The sequence below is a fragment of the Algibacter sp. genome (assembly GCF_029245835.1).
GTDB lineage: Bacteria > Bacteroidota > Bacteroidia > Flavobacteriales > Flavobacteriaceae > Algibacter_B.
Window position 1 is genome coordinate 42,952 of sequence record NZ_JAQWOO010000074.1, and the last position, 15,587, is coordinate 58,538.

The 15,587-nt window shown below is 33.9% G+C and carries 15 protein-coding genes and 1 pseudogene; 14 read left to right on the forward strand and 2 right to left on the reverse strand.

Going from position 1 to position 15,587, the window contains the following annotated elements; translation table 11 throughout:
• Positions 1-45 precede the first annotated feature (45 nt).
• The 14 genes and pseudogenes from hemA to P8K68_RS12260 all read left to right on the forward strand — a co-directional run bounded on the left by hemA (position 46) and on the right by P8K68_RS12260 (position 13,568).
• Positions 46-1,311: a glutamyl-tRNA reductase gene (hemA, locus tag P8K68_RS12195; protein ID WP_300251352.1), complete on the forward strand. Its 1,266-nt coding sequence runs from the start codon at positions 46-48 to the stop codon at positions 1,309-1,311.
• Positions 1,304-2,878: a hydroxymethylbilane synthase gene (hemC, locus tag P8K68_RS12200; protein ID WP_300251355.1), complete on the forward strand. Its 1,575-nt coding sequence runs from the start codon at positions 1,304-1,306 to the stop codon at positions 2,876-2,878. Before hemA ends, hemC begins: the two co-directional genes overlap by 8 nt.
• A 75-nt stretch (positions 2,879-2,953) precedes the next feature.
• A complete protein-coding gene (locus P8K68_RS12205; protein ID WP_300251357.1) occupies positions 2,954-3,310 on the forward strand; it encodes a four helix bundle protein in 357 nt (118 codons plus the stop codon).
• A 44-nt stretch (positions 3,311-3,354) separates the two neighbouring features.
• The gene (gene hemE / locus P8K68_RS12210) at positions 3,355-4,386 is read left to right on the forward strand and encodes a uroporphyrinogen decarboxylase (protein WP_300251360.1); all 1,032 of its coding nucleotides are present in this window, start codon (positions 3,355-3,357) and stop codon (positions 4,384-4,386) included.
• A gap of 153 nt (positions 4,387-4,539) precedes the next feature.
• Positions 4,540-5,298, forward strand: coding sequence for an EI24 domain-containing protein (locus tag P8K68_RS12215; RefSeq protein ID WP_300251362.1), 759 nt, complete (start codon positions 4,540-4,542; stop codon positions 5,296-5,298).
• Positions 5,288-5,830: a GNAT family protein gene (locus P8K68_RS12220; protein ID WP_300251364.1), complete on the forward strand. Its 543-nt coding sequence runs from the start codon at positions 5,288-5,290 to the stop codon at positions 5,828-5,830. The genes P8K68_RS12215 and P8K68_RS12220 overlap by 11 nt, the downstream gene beginning before the upstream one ends.
• A 70-nt stretch (positions 5,831-5,900) precedes the next feature.
• Positions 5,901-6,248: pseudogene (locus tag P8K68_RS12225) on the forward strand (transposase); the annotation flags it as partial.
• A 225-nt stretch (positions 6,249-6,473) separates the two neighbouring features.
• The gene (hemF, locus tag P8K68_RS12230; protein WP_300251389.1) at positions 6,474-7,382 is read left to right on the forward strand and encodes an oxygen-dependent coproporphyrinogen oxidase; all 909 of its coding nucleotides are present in this window, start codon (positions 6,474-6,476) and stop codon (positions 7,380-7,382) included.
• An 18-nt stretch (positions 7,383-7,400) separates the two neighbouring features.
• Positions 7,401-8,390, forward strand: coding sequence for a porphobilinogen synthase (hemB, locus tag P8K68_RS12235; RefSeq protein ID WP_300251367.1), 990 nt, complete (start codon positions 7,401-7,403; stop codon positions 8,388-8,390).
• Between the two features lie 26 nt (positions 8,391-8,416).
• Entirely contained in the window at positions 8,417-9,499 is a 1,083-nt protein-coding gene (locus P8K68_RS12240; protein WP_300251369.1) for a hemolysin family protein, read from the forward strand.
• 2 nt (positions 9,500-9,501) lie between these two features.
• Entirely contained in the window at positions 9,502-9,981 is a 480-nt protein-coding gene (locus tag P8K68_RS12245) for a methylated-DNA--[protein]-cysteine S-methyltransferase (protein ID WP_300251371.1), read from the forward strand.
• A gap of 46 nt (positions 9,982-10,027) precedes the next feature.
• Positions 10,028-11,182 carry a serine hydrolase gene (locus P8K68_RS12250; protein ID WP_300251373.1) on the forward strand — a complete coding sequence of 385 codons (1,155 nt, stop codon included), beginning with the start codon at positions 10,028-10,030 and terminating at the stop codon, positions 11,180-11,182.
• A complete protein-coding gene (locus P8K68_RS12255) occupies positions 11,175-11,888 on the forward strand; it encodes a 3'-5' exonuclease (protein WP_300251376.1) in 714 nt (237 codons plus the stop codon). Before P8K68_RS12250 ends, P8K68_RS12255 begins: the two co-directional genes overlap by 8 nt.
• Positions 11,889-13,568 (forward strand): ABC transporter ATP-binding protein, encoded by a 1,680-nt coding sequence (locus P8K68_RS12260; RefSeq protein ID WP_300251379.1) that lies wholly within the window; start codon positions 11,889-11,891, stop codon positions 13,566-13,568.
• Between the two features lie 300 nt (positions 13,569-13,868).
• On the opposite strand, the gene P8K68_RS12265 is transcribed toward P8K68_RS12260, so the two are convergent.
• Positions 13,869-14,522 (reverse strand): 3-oxoacid CoA-transferase subunit B, encoded by a 654-nt coding sequence (locus tag P8K68_RS12265; RefSeq protein WP_300251382.1) that lies wholly within the window; start codon positions 14,520-14,522, stop codon positions 13,869-13,871.
• 156 nt (positions 14,523-14,678) lie between these two features.
• Positions 14,679-15,380: a CoA transferase subunit A gene (locus P8K68_RS12270; RefSeq protein ID WP_300251384.1), complete on the reverse strand. Its 702-nt coding sequence runs from the start codon at positions 15,378-15,380 to the stop codon at positions 14,679-14,681.
• Positions 15,381-15,587: the final 207 nt, after the last annotated feature.

Consider the following 15,587-nt stretch of genomic DNA (forward strand, 5'->3'; position numbering starts at 1 on the left):
AACAAACCATCCATATATTTTTGCTACACATTTTCAGGTATAAGTATGCAAAAGTATAATATTAGTAAAAGTAGTTCCTTTTACGCCATTGGTTTAAGTTATAAAAAAGCCGATGCAGATATAAGAGGGCGTTTTAGTTTGGATGAAGAATCTAGGCTAGCATTGCTAAATCAAGCTAAAGAAAATGAAATAGAAAGCTTATTAATTACTTCTACCTGCAACAGAACCGAAATATACGGTTTTGCACAACACCCTTTTCAACTCATTCAATTACTTTGTGAAAACACTAGAGGCACAGTAGAAGAATTTCAAAAAGTGGCTTACGTTTTTAAAAACAAAGATGCCATATCTCATATGTTTCGTGTGGGTTCTGGTTTAGACAGCCAAATTCTTGGTGATTTTGAAATTATAAGCCAATTAAAAACAAGTGCTAAATTATCTCGAAAACACGGTTTACTGAATCATTTTACTGAGCGTTTAGTAAATGCTGTTATTCAAGCAAGTAAACGTATTAAAACGGAAACTGAAATTTCCTCAGGTGCTACCTCGGTATCCTTTGCGTCTGTGCAGTATATTTTTAATTCTGTAGAAAATGTTTCAAATAAGAATATTTTACTCTTCGGAACGGGGAAAATAGGAAGAAATACTTGTGAAAATTTAGTAAAACATACCAAAAACGAACATATTACACTTATTAACAGAACAAAAGATAAAGCAGAAAAAATTGCTGGAAAGTTCAATTTATTGGTAAAAGATTATGCCAATTTACAAGAAGAAATCACGGAGTCTGATATATTAATAGTAGCAACGGGTGCACAACGCCCAACTATAGATAAACATATCATTCAGACTGATAAACCACTTTTAATTTTAGACTTATCCATACCTAAAAATGTGGATGCCAATGTTGAGGAATTAGATAATGTATCCTTAGTTCATCTAGACTATTTATCTAAAATTACAGATCAAACTTTAGAGGCTCGTAAAGCTCATATTCCTTCCGCGGAAGCGATTATAGAAGACGTAAAAGCAGAATTTAATAGTTGGTTAGAAACCAGAAAGTTTGCCCCAACAATTAAAGCTTTAAAACATAAATTAGCTGATTTTGCAACTGCAGAATTAGATACACAACGTAAAAAAAATGCTGATTTTAACGAAGCGCAAGCAACATTAATTAGCAACAATATCATTCAAAAAATCACTAATCATTTTGCGCATCATTTAAAAGATGATGCCGTTTCTACAGATGATAGTCTGGAACTTATTAAAAAAGTATTTCAGTTAGAAGAACCTCAAAAAACAAATGTCTAAAACCATAAGAATTGGCACGCGCGATAGTGAATTAGCACTATGGCAAGCCAACATAGTAAAAAAATTACTCGAAGAAGCTGGTCATAAAACCGAACTCGTCCCCGTTAAATCTACGGGCGATTTAGTTTTAGACAAACCGCTTTATAAATTAGGCATAACCGGTATTTTTACTCGAACTTTAGATATCGCCATGTTAAATCATGACATTGATATTGCTGTACATTCTTTAAAAGATGTACCTACAGTTTTACCAAATGGCATTATTCAAGCAGCGGTTTTAAAACGTGGCAACGTTAACGACACTTTAGTTTTTAAGGACAATGAAGAGTTTTTAGGCGCTAAAGATGCCGTTATTGCAACCGGTAGTCTACGCAGAAGAGCACAATGGTTAAACCGTTTTCCAACCCATACTATTACAGATTTACGTGGCAACGTAAATTCGCGCTTGCAAAAACTGGAAGATAATGACTGGAACGGTGCTATTTTCGCAGCAGCCGGTATTGGCAGAATAGGTATAAGACCTGAAGAAGCCATAAATTTAGATTGGATGATTCCTGCTCCAGCACAAGGCGCTATTATGATTACCGCTTTAGACGAAGACGAGTTTGTAAAAAAAGCATGTGCTGAATTAAACCATGAGGAAACTGAAATTTGCACAACCATAGAGCGTGAGTTTCTAAATAAATTAGAAGGCGGTTGTACAGCTCCTATTGGAGCTTTAGCCTTTATTAAAGATGAGGAAATCAACTTTAAAGGCGTTTTATTAAGTCCTGATGGCACCAAAAGAATTGATGTAACGCGAGTTAAAAAATTAGGTGAACATAACGATATGGCGCAGTATTGTGCCGATTTTGTTATAGAACGTGGAGGCAAACGTTTGATGGATAAAATCAAAAATTCCACTAAAAAAACAAATGTGTATTCCACAAAGAGTTTTACCAAAGATCAACGTTTATTATTTCATGAAAAAGTGGTTGCAGAAAGCAGCGATTTTATCAAAATAAGCTTAAATCGTATCCACCCTCGATTCTTGAAAAATGAAATTCAGAATGTAGTGATTACCAGTAAAAATGCTGTTGAATCATTAACAACAAACTATTCAGCAATAGAATTACAATTTAAAAATATTTACTGCGTTGGGCGCAGAACCAAACGACTAGTTGAAAACAAAATAGGAAAAGTTAAGCATACTGAAAAGAATGCTAAAAAGCTTGCTGAGTATTTAGTAGATTTCATAGAAGGTACCGAAGTCACGTATTTTTGTAGCGATATTAGGTTAGATGCATTACCAACTATATTAGCTGAAAATCATATAAAAGTAAATGAAGTTGAAGCCTACCAAACTAAATATGATGGTGTAAAATTAAATGACTCTGTTGAAAGTGTTATGTTTTATAGTCCATCAACCGTTGAAAGTTTTGTGCGCAGTAATAAAGGAGAAGTCATTGCTTTTTGTATTGGTGAAACCACTGCAAAAGAAGCAAAAAAACACTTTGATGATGTTAGGGTAGCGAAAGTGCCAACTGTAGAAAGTGTCATTGAATTAGTGAACGAACATTATGTGTGATAGCTATTGGCTATTGGCGCACACTCATATGGAAACAAAATTAAAGTCAACAACTAAAGGCTAACCGCTAAAAACATGAGAGACTTTAGAACACTTGAAATTTGGAAAAACGGAATTGAACTTGTAAAACAAGTTTATCAAATTTCGAACAAATTTCCTTCCGAAGAAAAGTTCGGTTTAAAAAGTCAAATCATAAGAGCTGCCGTCTCAATACCTTCAAATATTGCAAAAGGTTGTAGTCGAAATAGTGAAGTTGAATTCAAACGTTTTTTGGAAATAGCAATAGGTTCGTTATTTGAAGTTGAAACACAACTCATAATAGCCCAAGAACTAAAGTTTATAAAAACAAAAAAACTAGAAAACATTTTTAGCTTAATCGAAAAAGAAGCAAAAATGATAAACAGTTTAATAAATAAAATCAAAAACAGCTGATAACCCCAAGCCAAAAGCTAAAGGCAAACAGCTAAAAGCCAGTTATGATTAAAAACGATTTATTTTTAAGAGCACTAAAAGGAGAAACCGTAAACCGTCCACCAGTATGGATGATGCGTCAAGCAGGACGCTACCTTCCAGAATTCATGGAAATTAAGGCTAAATACGATTTCTTTACGCGTTGCCAAACTCCAGAATTAGCAAGTGAAATTACCGTGCAACCTATTAGAAGATACGGAATGGATGCTGCGATTTTATTCTGTGATATTTTGGTTATTCCTCAAGCCATGAATATTGAGGTACAGATGAAACCTAATTTTGGTCCGTATTTACCAAACCCGGTTCGCTCTCAAAAAGATGTGGATAATGTTATCGTTCCAGACGTAAAAGAATCTTTAAGCTACGTATACGAAGCCATAAAAGCCACAAAAGAAAAACTTAATGATGAGATTCCATTAATAGGATTTGCGGGTTCACCGTGGACTATTTTATGCTATTGTGTGCAAGGTCAAGGCAGTAAAAACTTTGATAAAGCTAAAGAGTTTTGTTTTACTAACCCCATTGCTGCTCACCAATTATTGCAGAAAATAACCGATACAACCATTGCCTATCTTAAAGAGAAAGTAAAAGCCGGATGTAACGCGGTACAAGTATTCGATTCTTGGGGAGGCATGCTCTCTCCAGTCGATTATCAAGAATTCTCATGGCAATATATCCAACAAATTATAGACGCTTTAAAAGACGATGCTCCGGTAATTGCATTTGGTAAAGGCTGTTGGTTTGCATTGGGGGAAATGGCAAAATCTGGTGCTTCGGCTCTAGGTGTAGATTGGACGTGTTCTCCAAGAAACGCGCGCTATTTAACGGGTGGAAACATTACCCTACAAGGTAATTTCGACCCAACGCGCCTATTTTCTCCACCTGCAGAAATCAAAAAAATGGTGCACCAAATGATTAACGAATTTGGTAAAGACAAATACATCGTAAACCTTGGCCACGGTATATTACCCAACATCCCTTTAGATAATGCCAAGGCTTTTATTGATGCCGTTAAAGAATATAAAAGCCCCTCTTAATCTCCCCAAAGGGTAGACACTCTTACTCAGGATTTTGTAAGATAAATTATGGTTGAATAAAATTGAATCTTAAAATTTTCAATATTTGATGAATTTCAATATTTTAACGTAATCAATTCCCTCTCCTTTGGAGAGGGCTAGGGAGAAGCTTCTATGATTAAAAACATCATTTCAGGAATTAAAGCATACTTCGGCGCTTTCAGTTTAATTTCAAAATTAAAACTTTGGAAGTATTTTGCAGTTCCTATGCTAATTAGTTTCATAACAGCAATTGTTGTCTTTGGTTCAGCTTACGGATTATCAGATAACATTGGTGCTTTTATTTCCAAAATATGGGTTTGGGATTGGGGAGACGACACATTTTCTTCAATTAGTAATTTTATTGGTGGATTATTAGTATTAGTCATCGGGCTCATACTTTTTAAACACATCATAATGGCATTATCTGCGCCATTCATGAGCCCCGTTTCAGAAAAAATAGAAGTGCATTTTACTGGCAATCCTCCGCATTCACATAGAGACACCTCCTTTATGCAACAACTATCTAGAGGTATGCGTATTAATGGTCGAAACTTGTTGATGGAATTACTACTAACCATACCCATTTTACTTTTAAAGTTCATTCCAGTAGTCAATATATTTTCAACCATTTTGCTATTTATGGTGCAGGCATATTATGCAGGTTTTGGTAATATGGATTATACTTTAGAACGTCATTTTCAGTATAAAGAAAGCTTACAATTTGTCCGTAAACATCGTGGTTTAGCCATAGGTAACGGTATTGTTTTCATTCTATTTTTATTAATTCCAATAATAGGCGTAATTTTAGTGCTCCCTTTATCGGTTACAGCAGCTTCAACTAGAACAGTAGAGGCACTTCAACTTAAAAATAAACCTATACATGCGGCTTAATTTCGGCTCATATCATATTATACCAATTCATCCCAAAGATGGTTGGAACATGTGCAACTTTATTGTAGCTAATGAAGACCGATTAAAAAGCTATTTCCCATTAACATTAGAACAAAACTTAACCCCCGATTTATCAAATATTTTTGTCGCAAAAAAGGCTAAGAAATTTGAAGCTAAAGAAGAGTTTTTATTCACTTTAAAAAAAAATGAGTCCAGTAAATTGGTTGGTTTAGTGTATGTTAAAGAAGTAGATTGGGACAAAAAGCAAGGTGAATTTGCCTATTGTATAGATTACAATTTTGAGGGTAAAGGATTAATAACGGAAGCTATACAGCAATTATCAGATTATGCCTTTGACATATTGGGTTTAGAAACACTACAAATCATTTCGCATAAAAGTAATATTGGCAGTATTAAAGTGGCTGAAAATAATAATTTTACTTGGATTAAAACACTTAAAAATGAGTTTACACCTCCTGAAGGAAACGCACTAAACATGGAGCTTTATGAGTTGTATAACGAGATTGAGTAGTTACGTAACGGAGACCTGTCAGGTTTTAAAAACCTGACAGGTCTATAAAAAAAACAAAAGCATAGTTTGAATGGAAAAATTAGAAAAAGACCACTACTATCATATTTTTAATCGAGGAATTAATAGCAGTATTATTTTCCAGGGTGATGATAATATGTCTTATTTCTTAAAATTAACTGAAAAACATTTAACAAATAACGTTGATATCATTGCTTACTGCTTAATGAACAATCATTTTCATTTGGTTGTGAAAATCATTTCAGAAGAATCCTTAGCTACACAATCATTCTCAAACCTTTTTAATGCTTATGCTAAAGCATTTAACAAACAACAAAATAGAACTGGAACTCTTTTTGAAAGACCTTATAAGAGAATTAAAATTCAAAATGAAACATACTTAAAGAACTTGATTCTATATATTCATAAAAACCCTGAATTGCATAATGTTGTTAAAAACTTTAAAGATTATAAGTTTTCATCATATCACTCCTATGTAAATGAGGATTTAAAGTTACTTTCAGAGGAGAAAAAATATATTCTAAATTTGTTTGAAGATATTAACAACTTTAGATATGCACACAAATCAGACCTGTCAGGTTTTGAAAACCTGACAGGTCTTAATAATCAAAATAAACCAAAAACCATCAAAAACAAATTCTACCAATACATCCAAGATTTACAAGACCGTATTACGTCAAAACTTGAAGCCATCGACGTGAAAGCCAAATTCCAAGAAGACCTTTGGGAACGACCAGAAGGTGGCGGTGGACGAACCCGTGTGATTGAAAATGGAAACGTTTTTGAAAAAGGAGGTGTTAATATTTCTGGTGTTCACGGTAAATTACCAAAATCTATGCAAGCCTATTTTAAAGTAGGCGAAGTCGATTTTTTTGCCTGCGGTTTAAGCTTGGTATTGCACCCAAAAAACCCAATGGTGCCTACAGTTCATGCGAATTGGCGTTATTTTGAGATGTATGACAAAGACGGAAAAATTATAGATAGTTGGTTTGGAGGCGGACAAGATTTAACGCCTTATTACTTGTTTGAAGAAGATGCTATACACTTCCATAAAACCTGTAAAACAGCATGTGACAAACACAATTCTGAGTTTTATCCAACCTACAAAAAACGATGTGATGAGTATTTCTATAACGCACACAGAAATGAAGGCAGAGGTATAGGTGGTTTGTTTTTTGACTATTGTAAAGCATCCGATGGTATGACTATGGAAAATTGGTATAACTTTGTAACCGAAGTTGGTGATAGTTTCCTGGAAGCCTATGTGCCGATAGTTGAAAAACGGAAAGATTTACCATATACAGAAGCACAACGTAATTGGCAAGAAATTCGTCGTGGTCGTTATGTAGAATTCAATTTAGTGCATGATAAAGGCACGCTTTTCGGGCTAAAAACAAACGGCAGAATTGAAAGTATTTTAATGAGTTTGCCACCGCATGTACAATGGGTTTACGACCATCATCCGGAAGCTGGAAGTGATGAAGAAAAATTAATTGAGGTATTGAAAAATCCAATAGACTGGATGAACAAATAAACAAAAAACATTTTAACAATGTATCCACTTAGAAGAAACCGCAGATTAAGAACCAACGAAGCCATACGTTCCTTAGTTCGAGAAACCATAATTACACCAAACGATTTTTTAGTGCCTCTTTTTATCGTTGAAGGTAAAGGTATAAAGGATGAAATTCCGTCGATGCCCAATTACTTTCGTTATAGCTTAGATTTGTTGGAAGGCGAAGTAAAAGCGCTTTGGAAACTGGGTTTAAAATCGGTTTTACTTTTTGTAAAAGTCCCTGATAATTTAAAGGATAATAAAGGTACTGAAGCACTAAACCCAAACGGATTGATGCAACGCGCTATAAAAACGGTTAAAAATGTATGTCCAGACATGTTAGTGATGACGGATGTTGCTCTTGACCCCTATTCAGCTTACGGACATGATGGTATTATTGAAAACGGACAGATAATTAACGATGAAACGGCTGAGTTTTTAGCAGAAATGAGCATCTCTCACGCACAAGCTGGTGCAGATTTTGTTGCGCCTAGCGATATGATGGATGGTCGCATTCTTACTATTCGTGAAGCTTTAGAAGATGAAGGGTTTATTAACACAGGCATCATGAGTTATTCGGCTAAATATGCTTCTGCCTTTTATGGCCCTTTTAGAGATGCTTTGGATTCAGCTCCTGTAGATTTATTAGATATTCCAAAAGATAAAAAAACCTATCAAATGGATTACGCTAACCGTTTTGAAGCTATTCGGGAAACCGAAATGGATATTGATGAAGGCGCAGATATTGTCATGGTAAAACCAGGTTTATGCTATTTGGATATTGTACGCGAAATAAAAAATGAAGTAGATGTTCCTGTTGCGGTTTATCAGGTTTCTGGCGAATATGCCATGTTAAAAGCTGCTGCTGAAAAAGGGTGGTTAGACCATGATGCTGTTATGATGGAGCAGGTTACAGCAATGAAACGTGCTGGCGCAGATATTATAGCATCTTACTTTGCAAAGGATGTTGTTAAATTACTTTCGTAAATTAGCCGTTAACTAAAACCTATTTAATGAGCGCATTAATTCTTTGGGCAACTGTTTCTATTTTCTTTTCCTTTTTATGTTCAATACTCGAAGCTGTTTTATTGAGTATTACCCCAACCTTTATAAATGTTAAAAAACAAGAAGGAAAAGACTATGCTTTAACTCTTGAATCATTAAAAAAAGATGTTGATAAACCCTTAATTGCCATACTTACTTTAAACACTATAGCACATACTTTAGGCGCTATGATGGTAGGTATTGAAGCTGAAAGTTTGCCATATAAAATTGAACTTTTTGGTATAAATACCGTAGGTATAGTGTCTGCAATTATGACGTTCTTAATTCTTGTTGCTTCGGAAATTATTCCCAAAACTATTGGAGCAACCTACTGGAAAAAGTTAGCAAATTTCACATCAAAAGCACTAACTGTATTGATTTTTCCATTAAAATGGACAGGTATTTTATGGTCGCTTCAACTAACAACAAAACTTATAGGTGGGAAAGGTCACGGTAGTGTTTTAAGTCGTGAAGGGTTTTTAGTCATGGCAGATATGGCTCATGAAGAAGGTGTTTTTCAAGAAAACGAAAACACAATAATAAAAAATCTACTAAACTTTAAACTAATTTTGGCAAAAGACGTGATGACGCCAAGAACTGTTATGAAGACAGAAGATGAAGCTACTACTGTTGAGGACTTTTTCAAACGAAATTTAAACCTTCGCTTTTCTAGAATTCCTGTTTATACTAATGACTCCGATAACATCACTGGTCTTGTTCTAAAAGACGAAATCTTTAAGGAAATGGCTCTTGATAATAACAAGAAAAAATTATCTGAATTAAAGCGTAGTATTATTGTTGTAGATAGAAATCTACCTATTCCAACACTCTTCGAAAAATTAGTGGAAAGTAGAAATCATATGGCACTAGTAGTTGATGAATATGGTTCAGTAAGTGGCTTGGTAACTATGGAAGATGTTATTGAAACACTTTTAGGTTTAGAAATTATGGACGAGAGTGATAATGTTTCAGACCTTCAGCATCTTGCTAGAAAAAGCTGGGAAGTTAGAGCAAAAAAATTAGGTATTTTCGACGATAAAGATACGCCTTGACAATGGAAATTTGCATAATCAAAACGCCTCTAGGTTTTACTAAAATTATTGGTAATAACCTAGGTATTACCTCTGTAACCATTCTTAATTCTGAAGAAAAAGTAACCGATATTATCCCTATTGAATTAGAAGATTGTGTGATTCAACTAAACGAATATTTTGACGGATTACGAAAGCAATTCGATCTTAAATTAAATCCTCAAGGTACCGATTTTCAAAAGAGCGTTTGGAAAAAACTTGCACAAATCCCCTACGGAAAAACAATTTCCTACTTAGAACTTTCAAAACAATTAGGAGATGTAAAAGCAATTCGTGCTGTTGCTAATGCCAACGGGAAAAATCCATTGTGGATTATTGTGCCCTGTCATCGGGTTATTGGTAGCGATGGTGCTCTTACTGGTTACGCTGGAGGTTTGCATCGTAAAAAGTGGTTGCTAGAACATGAAAGCCCATATAAACAACAATCTCTTTTTCAATCTTAATTGCAAAGAATTTTCTTATCTTTAATTTCTACTTTAAACTAAAGAAATGAAATTCTTAAAAAAAGGCTTCAAATGGATAATAATCTTATTCGGGTTACTAATCATTGTATTATATATTACGGATACAGACTATCTTATTAAAGCGGTAAGAACCATATATCTTCAAGGTTATACCACAGCTTATTTAGAAGATTATAAGAAATTTGACAACCAAGTTATTGAAAATGGGACTCCTCAACCTTGGCCAAATCACAAAAACTATAATTCATTTAAAGAAACAAAAGGTTTAGATTCAATAAATCAAGCCAACGGAACTATTGCCTACGTTATTATAAAAAATGATAGTATTTGGTTTGAAAATTATTACGATGGTTTTGATGAAAACTCTCAATCCAATTCGTTTTCCATGGCTAAAAGTTATGTTTCAGGTCTTTTAGGAAAAGCCCTTATGGAAGGACACATAAAAAGCTTAGACCAACCTGTTAGTGATTTTTTACCAACACTTAATAAAGGTTTAGCGGCTAAAATGACTGTTGGCGACTTATCTAGTATGGCTTCTGGGACTAATTGGGACGAAAAATATTATTCTCCGCTATCCATTACAACACGAGCCTACTTTGATGATGACCTAGAAAAAGTAATGTTAGGGCTAAAAACTGTTGAGGAACCCGGAAAAAGCTTTAAATACTCTAGTGGCGATACCCAAATGTTGGCTATGGTAATTGAGAAAGCCACAGGAAAAAAATTGTATAATTATTTAACCGAAAGCTTCTGGAAACCTCTAAATTCTGAAAATCCAACACTTTGGCAAGTTGATAGTGAAACACACGATTTAGTTAAAGCCTATTGCTGTATTGCAAGTAATGCCAAAGATTTTGCCCGCTTTGGTAAACTTTATAAAGATTATGGAAAGTGGAATGGAAAACAGATTTTAGACTCTACTTTTGTAACAAAATCTTTAAAACCTGTTCATAGCGATGGCCCTATGTATGGCTATGGTTGGTGGTTAAAAACCATTGGTACGAAACACTTTTTTATGATGCGCGGGCATTTAGGGCAATACGTAATTGTTGAACCAAACGATAATGTAATTATTGTAAGATTAGGTCATTCTAAAGGGTCTAATAAAGAAGTTGGTAAATTTACAACAGATATTACCACGTATATTGAAGAAGCTTATAATATGTTAAATTATGATTAGCAAATTAGATCTTGAAAATATTTTATTTCTGGATATTGAAACCGTTCCTGAAACACAACATTTCTCTGATTTAGATGAAACCAAACAAGCGCTTTGGGAACATAAATCCAAATATCAACGTAAAGACGATTTTACGGCTGAAGAATTTTACGATCGTGCTGGTATTTGGGCTGAGTTTGGCAAAATAGTTTGTATTTCGGTGGGTTATTTTAATATTTTAAACGATTTACGAACGTTTAGAACCACGTCTTTTTATGGTAATGAAATTAAAATATTGAAAGACTTTAAAAACTTACTTATTTCGCATTATAGCCATACCAAACATTTACTTTGTGCCCATAATGGAAAGGAATTTGACTTTCCTTATATAGCACGACGCATGATAATTAATAATATTGAATTACCATATAAACTTAACTTATTTGGGAAAAAACCTTGGGAAGTTCCACATTTAGACACTTTAGAATTATGGAAGTTTGGTGATTATAAAACCTATACGTCTTTAAAACTATTGACTAATGTTTTAGGAATACCTTCGCCAAAAGATGATATTGATGGTAGCGAAGTGTATCGTGTCTATTACGAAGAAAATGAAATAGACCGAATTATTACGTATTGTGAAAAAGATACGATTGCAGTCGCTCAAATATTTCTGAGATTACGAGGTGATGCGCTTTTGACTTCGGACGAAATTATTCATATTTAGATGAAAGAAAATACTATTTTAGAAATTAAAAATTTATCTATATCCTTTGGGGATAATGAAGTTATTCATAACATTTCATATCAACTCAATAAAAACGAAATATTAGGGATTGTAGGTGAATCTGGTTCAGGAAAATCGGTGTCTTCTTTGGCTATTTTAGGTTTGCTTCCTAAGAAAATCTCAAAAATAAATAATGGTTCAATTCATTATAACGATCATGATTTAACCCAACTTTCTTCAAAAGCATTTCAAAAAATTAGAGGACATAAAATCGCCATGATTTTTCAAGAACCCATGAGCTCTTTAAATCCGTCTATGACTTGTGGAAAACAGGTTGAAGAAATATTATTACAACATTCTAGTTTATCAAATAAACAAGTTAAGGAGGAAACGGTATCACTTTTTGAAAAAGTAAAGCTTCCAAATCCAGAACGTGTGTTTAAAGCCCATCCTCATGAAATTTCTGGAGGGCAAAAACAACGGGTTATGATTGCTATGGCTATTGCCTGTAAGCCTAATATTCTAATTGCTGATGAACCCACAACTGCCTTAGATGTTACGGTACAAAAAGACATTATAAACCTGCTGAAAGATTTACAACTCGAAACAAAAATGAGTATTATATTCATTACTCATGATTTGGCTTTAATTTCCGAAATTGCAGATCGCGTTATTGTCATGTACAAGGGGGAAATTGTTGAACAGGGTTTAGTTAAAACCATTTTTAACAACCCGAAACATAATTATACAAAAGCCTTAATAAATTCGCGCCCCTCTTTAGATACACGATTAAAAACCTTACCAACCATACAAGATTATTTGAATGATTTGATTTCAAATGGCGTAGTTACCTCTAACGAACGTAAAAAAAACCATGAAAAATTATATAGTAACCCACCTATTTTAGAAGTTATTAATGTTAAAAAAGAATATATTACTAAATCTGGCTGGTTTACTAAACCACAGCATTTTAAAGCCGTAAATAATGTAAGCTTCAAACTATATGAAGGTGAAACACTAGGTCTGGTAGGTGAGTCTGGTTGTGGAAAATCAACTTTAGGTAATGCGATTCTTCAGCTTGACAAAGCAACATCTGGATCTATCTTATACCATGGTATTGATATTACTAAACTGTCAAAAACTGAAACTAGGGCGCTTAGAAAAGATGTTCAAATTATATTTCAAGATCCTTATTCATCATTAAACCCAAGAATACCAGTGGGTGAAGCCATAATGGAGCCCATGAAAGTTCATAAGCTCTATGCTTCAGACAAAGAAAGAAAAGAAAAAGTCATAGAAATTTTAAATCGAGTTGGTCTATCTGAAGATTATTTCAATAGATATCCGCATGAATTTTCTGGTGGACAACGCCAACGTATTGGTATAGCTAGAACTATTGCTTTGCAGCCTAAATTAATTGTTTGTGATGAATCGGTTTCAGCTCTAGATATCTCCGTTCAAGCACAAGTTTTAAATTTACTTAACGAACTGAAACGTGACTTTGGATTTACCTATATATTTATTTCTCACGACTTAGCAGTAGTAAAGTACATGTCTGATCAATTGTTGGTCATGAACCAAGGTAAAATTGAAGAATTAGATGATGCGGATATTATTTATAATAATCCGAAAAAAGAGTATACTAAAAAGCTAATCCATGCCATACCCAAAGGGTTATAGCATGAATAATTTTTTTGTTAAATAAACTAAGCTTTTTAAAAATTGCAAATTCTCTTTTAAAGTTTCTTTGAATTTGCTTTTGTCATTTGTAGGTAGTTCAGGTAGATTTGTTGCAATATTCATAAGTTTTAAAGTTTATGGTAGATTTGGGGAAATCTATAATTATTTGGTCTATTTGGGGACAACTAAGATAGTATACATTTTCAAAATACACGTTTAAAAACAAATAAAATCGACATAATACATTTTAATTTAACATTTAATCGAATTTTCTTATGTTTTTACTCATCTGTATTTTATCTAAATATCCATTTCCGGAATATCCCCTTCAACAATTAAGGTCCCTTCAGTAGCAATTTTAATTTCTTCTACAGATACTCCTGGGGCGCGTTCTAACAACTTAAAACCTTGCTTTGTAACTTCTATTACAGCCAAATTAGTTACTATTCTTTTTACACAACCAACGCCTGTTAAGGGTAAGCTACAGGTCTTTAATAATTTAGACGCTCCACGCTTGTTAGTATGCATCATGGCAACAATAATATTTTCTGCACTAGCCACTAAATCCATCGCGCCCCCCATACCTTTTACCATACGCCCAGGAATTTTCCAATTGGCTATATCTCCATTCTCTGCCACTTCCATAGCGCCTAAAATAGTTAAATCAACGTGCTTGCCTCTAATCATAGAAAAACTCATTGCTGAATCAAAAAAACTTGCTCCTGGTAAAGTAGTGATGGTTTGTTTTCCTGCGTTAATCACATCAGCATCTTCTTCACCTTCAAAAGGAAAAGGTCCCATACCTAAAACCCCATTTTCACTTTGAAATTCAACTTCTATATCATCTCTTACATAATTAGCCACAAGTGTAGGAATCCCAATCCCGAGATTTACATAAAACCCATCTTGTACTTCTTGTGCAATCCGTTTTGCTATACCGTTTTTGTCTAACATTTTTTAATCGATTTTGTCATTCCCGAGAAGGCGAGAATCTTTGTAATTGAAACTTAATTTCTTAATTACTACAAAGGCTACCTTAAGGTATGTCTTATTATTTTTATAACTTAAACCTACAAGGTTTTAAAAACCTCGCAGGTTCAATAATCAATACTATACTTTTGTTCTAACAGTGCGTTGCTCAATGCGTTTTTCAAAATGTTTACCTTGAAAAATACGTTGTATAAATATGCCTGGAATATGAATTTGGTTTGGATCCAATTCACCTAGCGGTACCATTTCTTCTACCTCAGCAACTGTTATTTTTGCTGCACCGCACATATTAGGGTTAAAGTTTCGTGCAGTTCCTTTAAAAAGTAAATTACCTGCTGCATCGCCTTTCCATGCTTTTACGAAAGCGAAATCTGCTTTAAAAGCATGTTCTAAAACATACATTTTTCCATCAAATTCTCGCGTTTCTTTACCATCTGCAACTTCAGTCCCATAACCTGCTGGTGTATAGATAGCAGGAAACCCAGCTTGAGCCGCTCTACAACGTTCTGCCAAGGTTCCTTGCGGAATCAATTCAACATCTAATTCACCTGAAAGCATTTGGCGTTCAAATTCGTCATTTTCGCCTACATAAGACGATATCATTTTCTTGATTTGTTTTTTTTGAAGTAGTAACCCCAAACCAAAATCATCAACACCGGCATTATTTGAAATACAGGTTAAACCATTTACCTCTAATTTTACTAATTCTGCAATGGCATTTTCAGGTATTCCACTAAGTCCGAATCCACCAAACATAAAAGTCATGTTATTAGAAACTCCTTTTAAAGCTTCTTGAACATCTGTTACTTTTTTATTAATCATTATTATTCAGTTTTTGCTTTATAAATTTACGAATAATTGAATGATATGTCTAAAATTTTAAAAAAGAAAAGAGGTCGTCTAAAAACAATTTAGGCGATCTTTTTATTTTTGGTCATTTAGGTTTTATTTTGACGCTCTTTGTTTTAATAGTAAATAATAATGTTGTTAAAATAGAGCAAAGCGATTTCTATATCGCCAAACTCACTT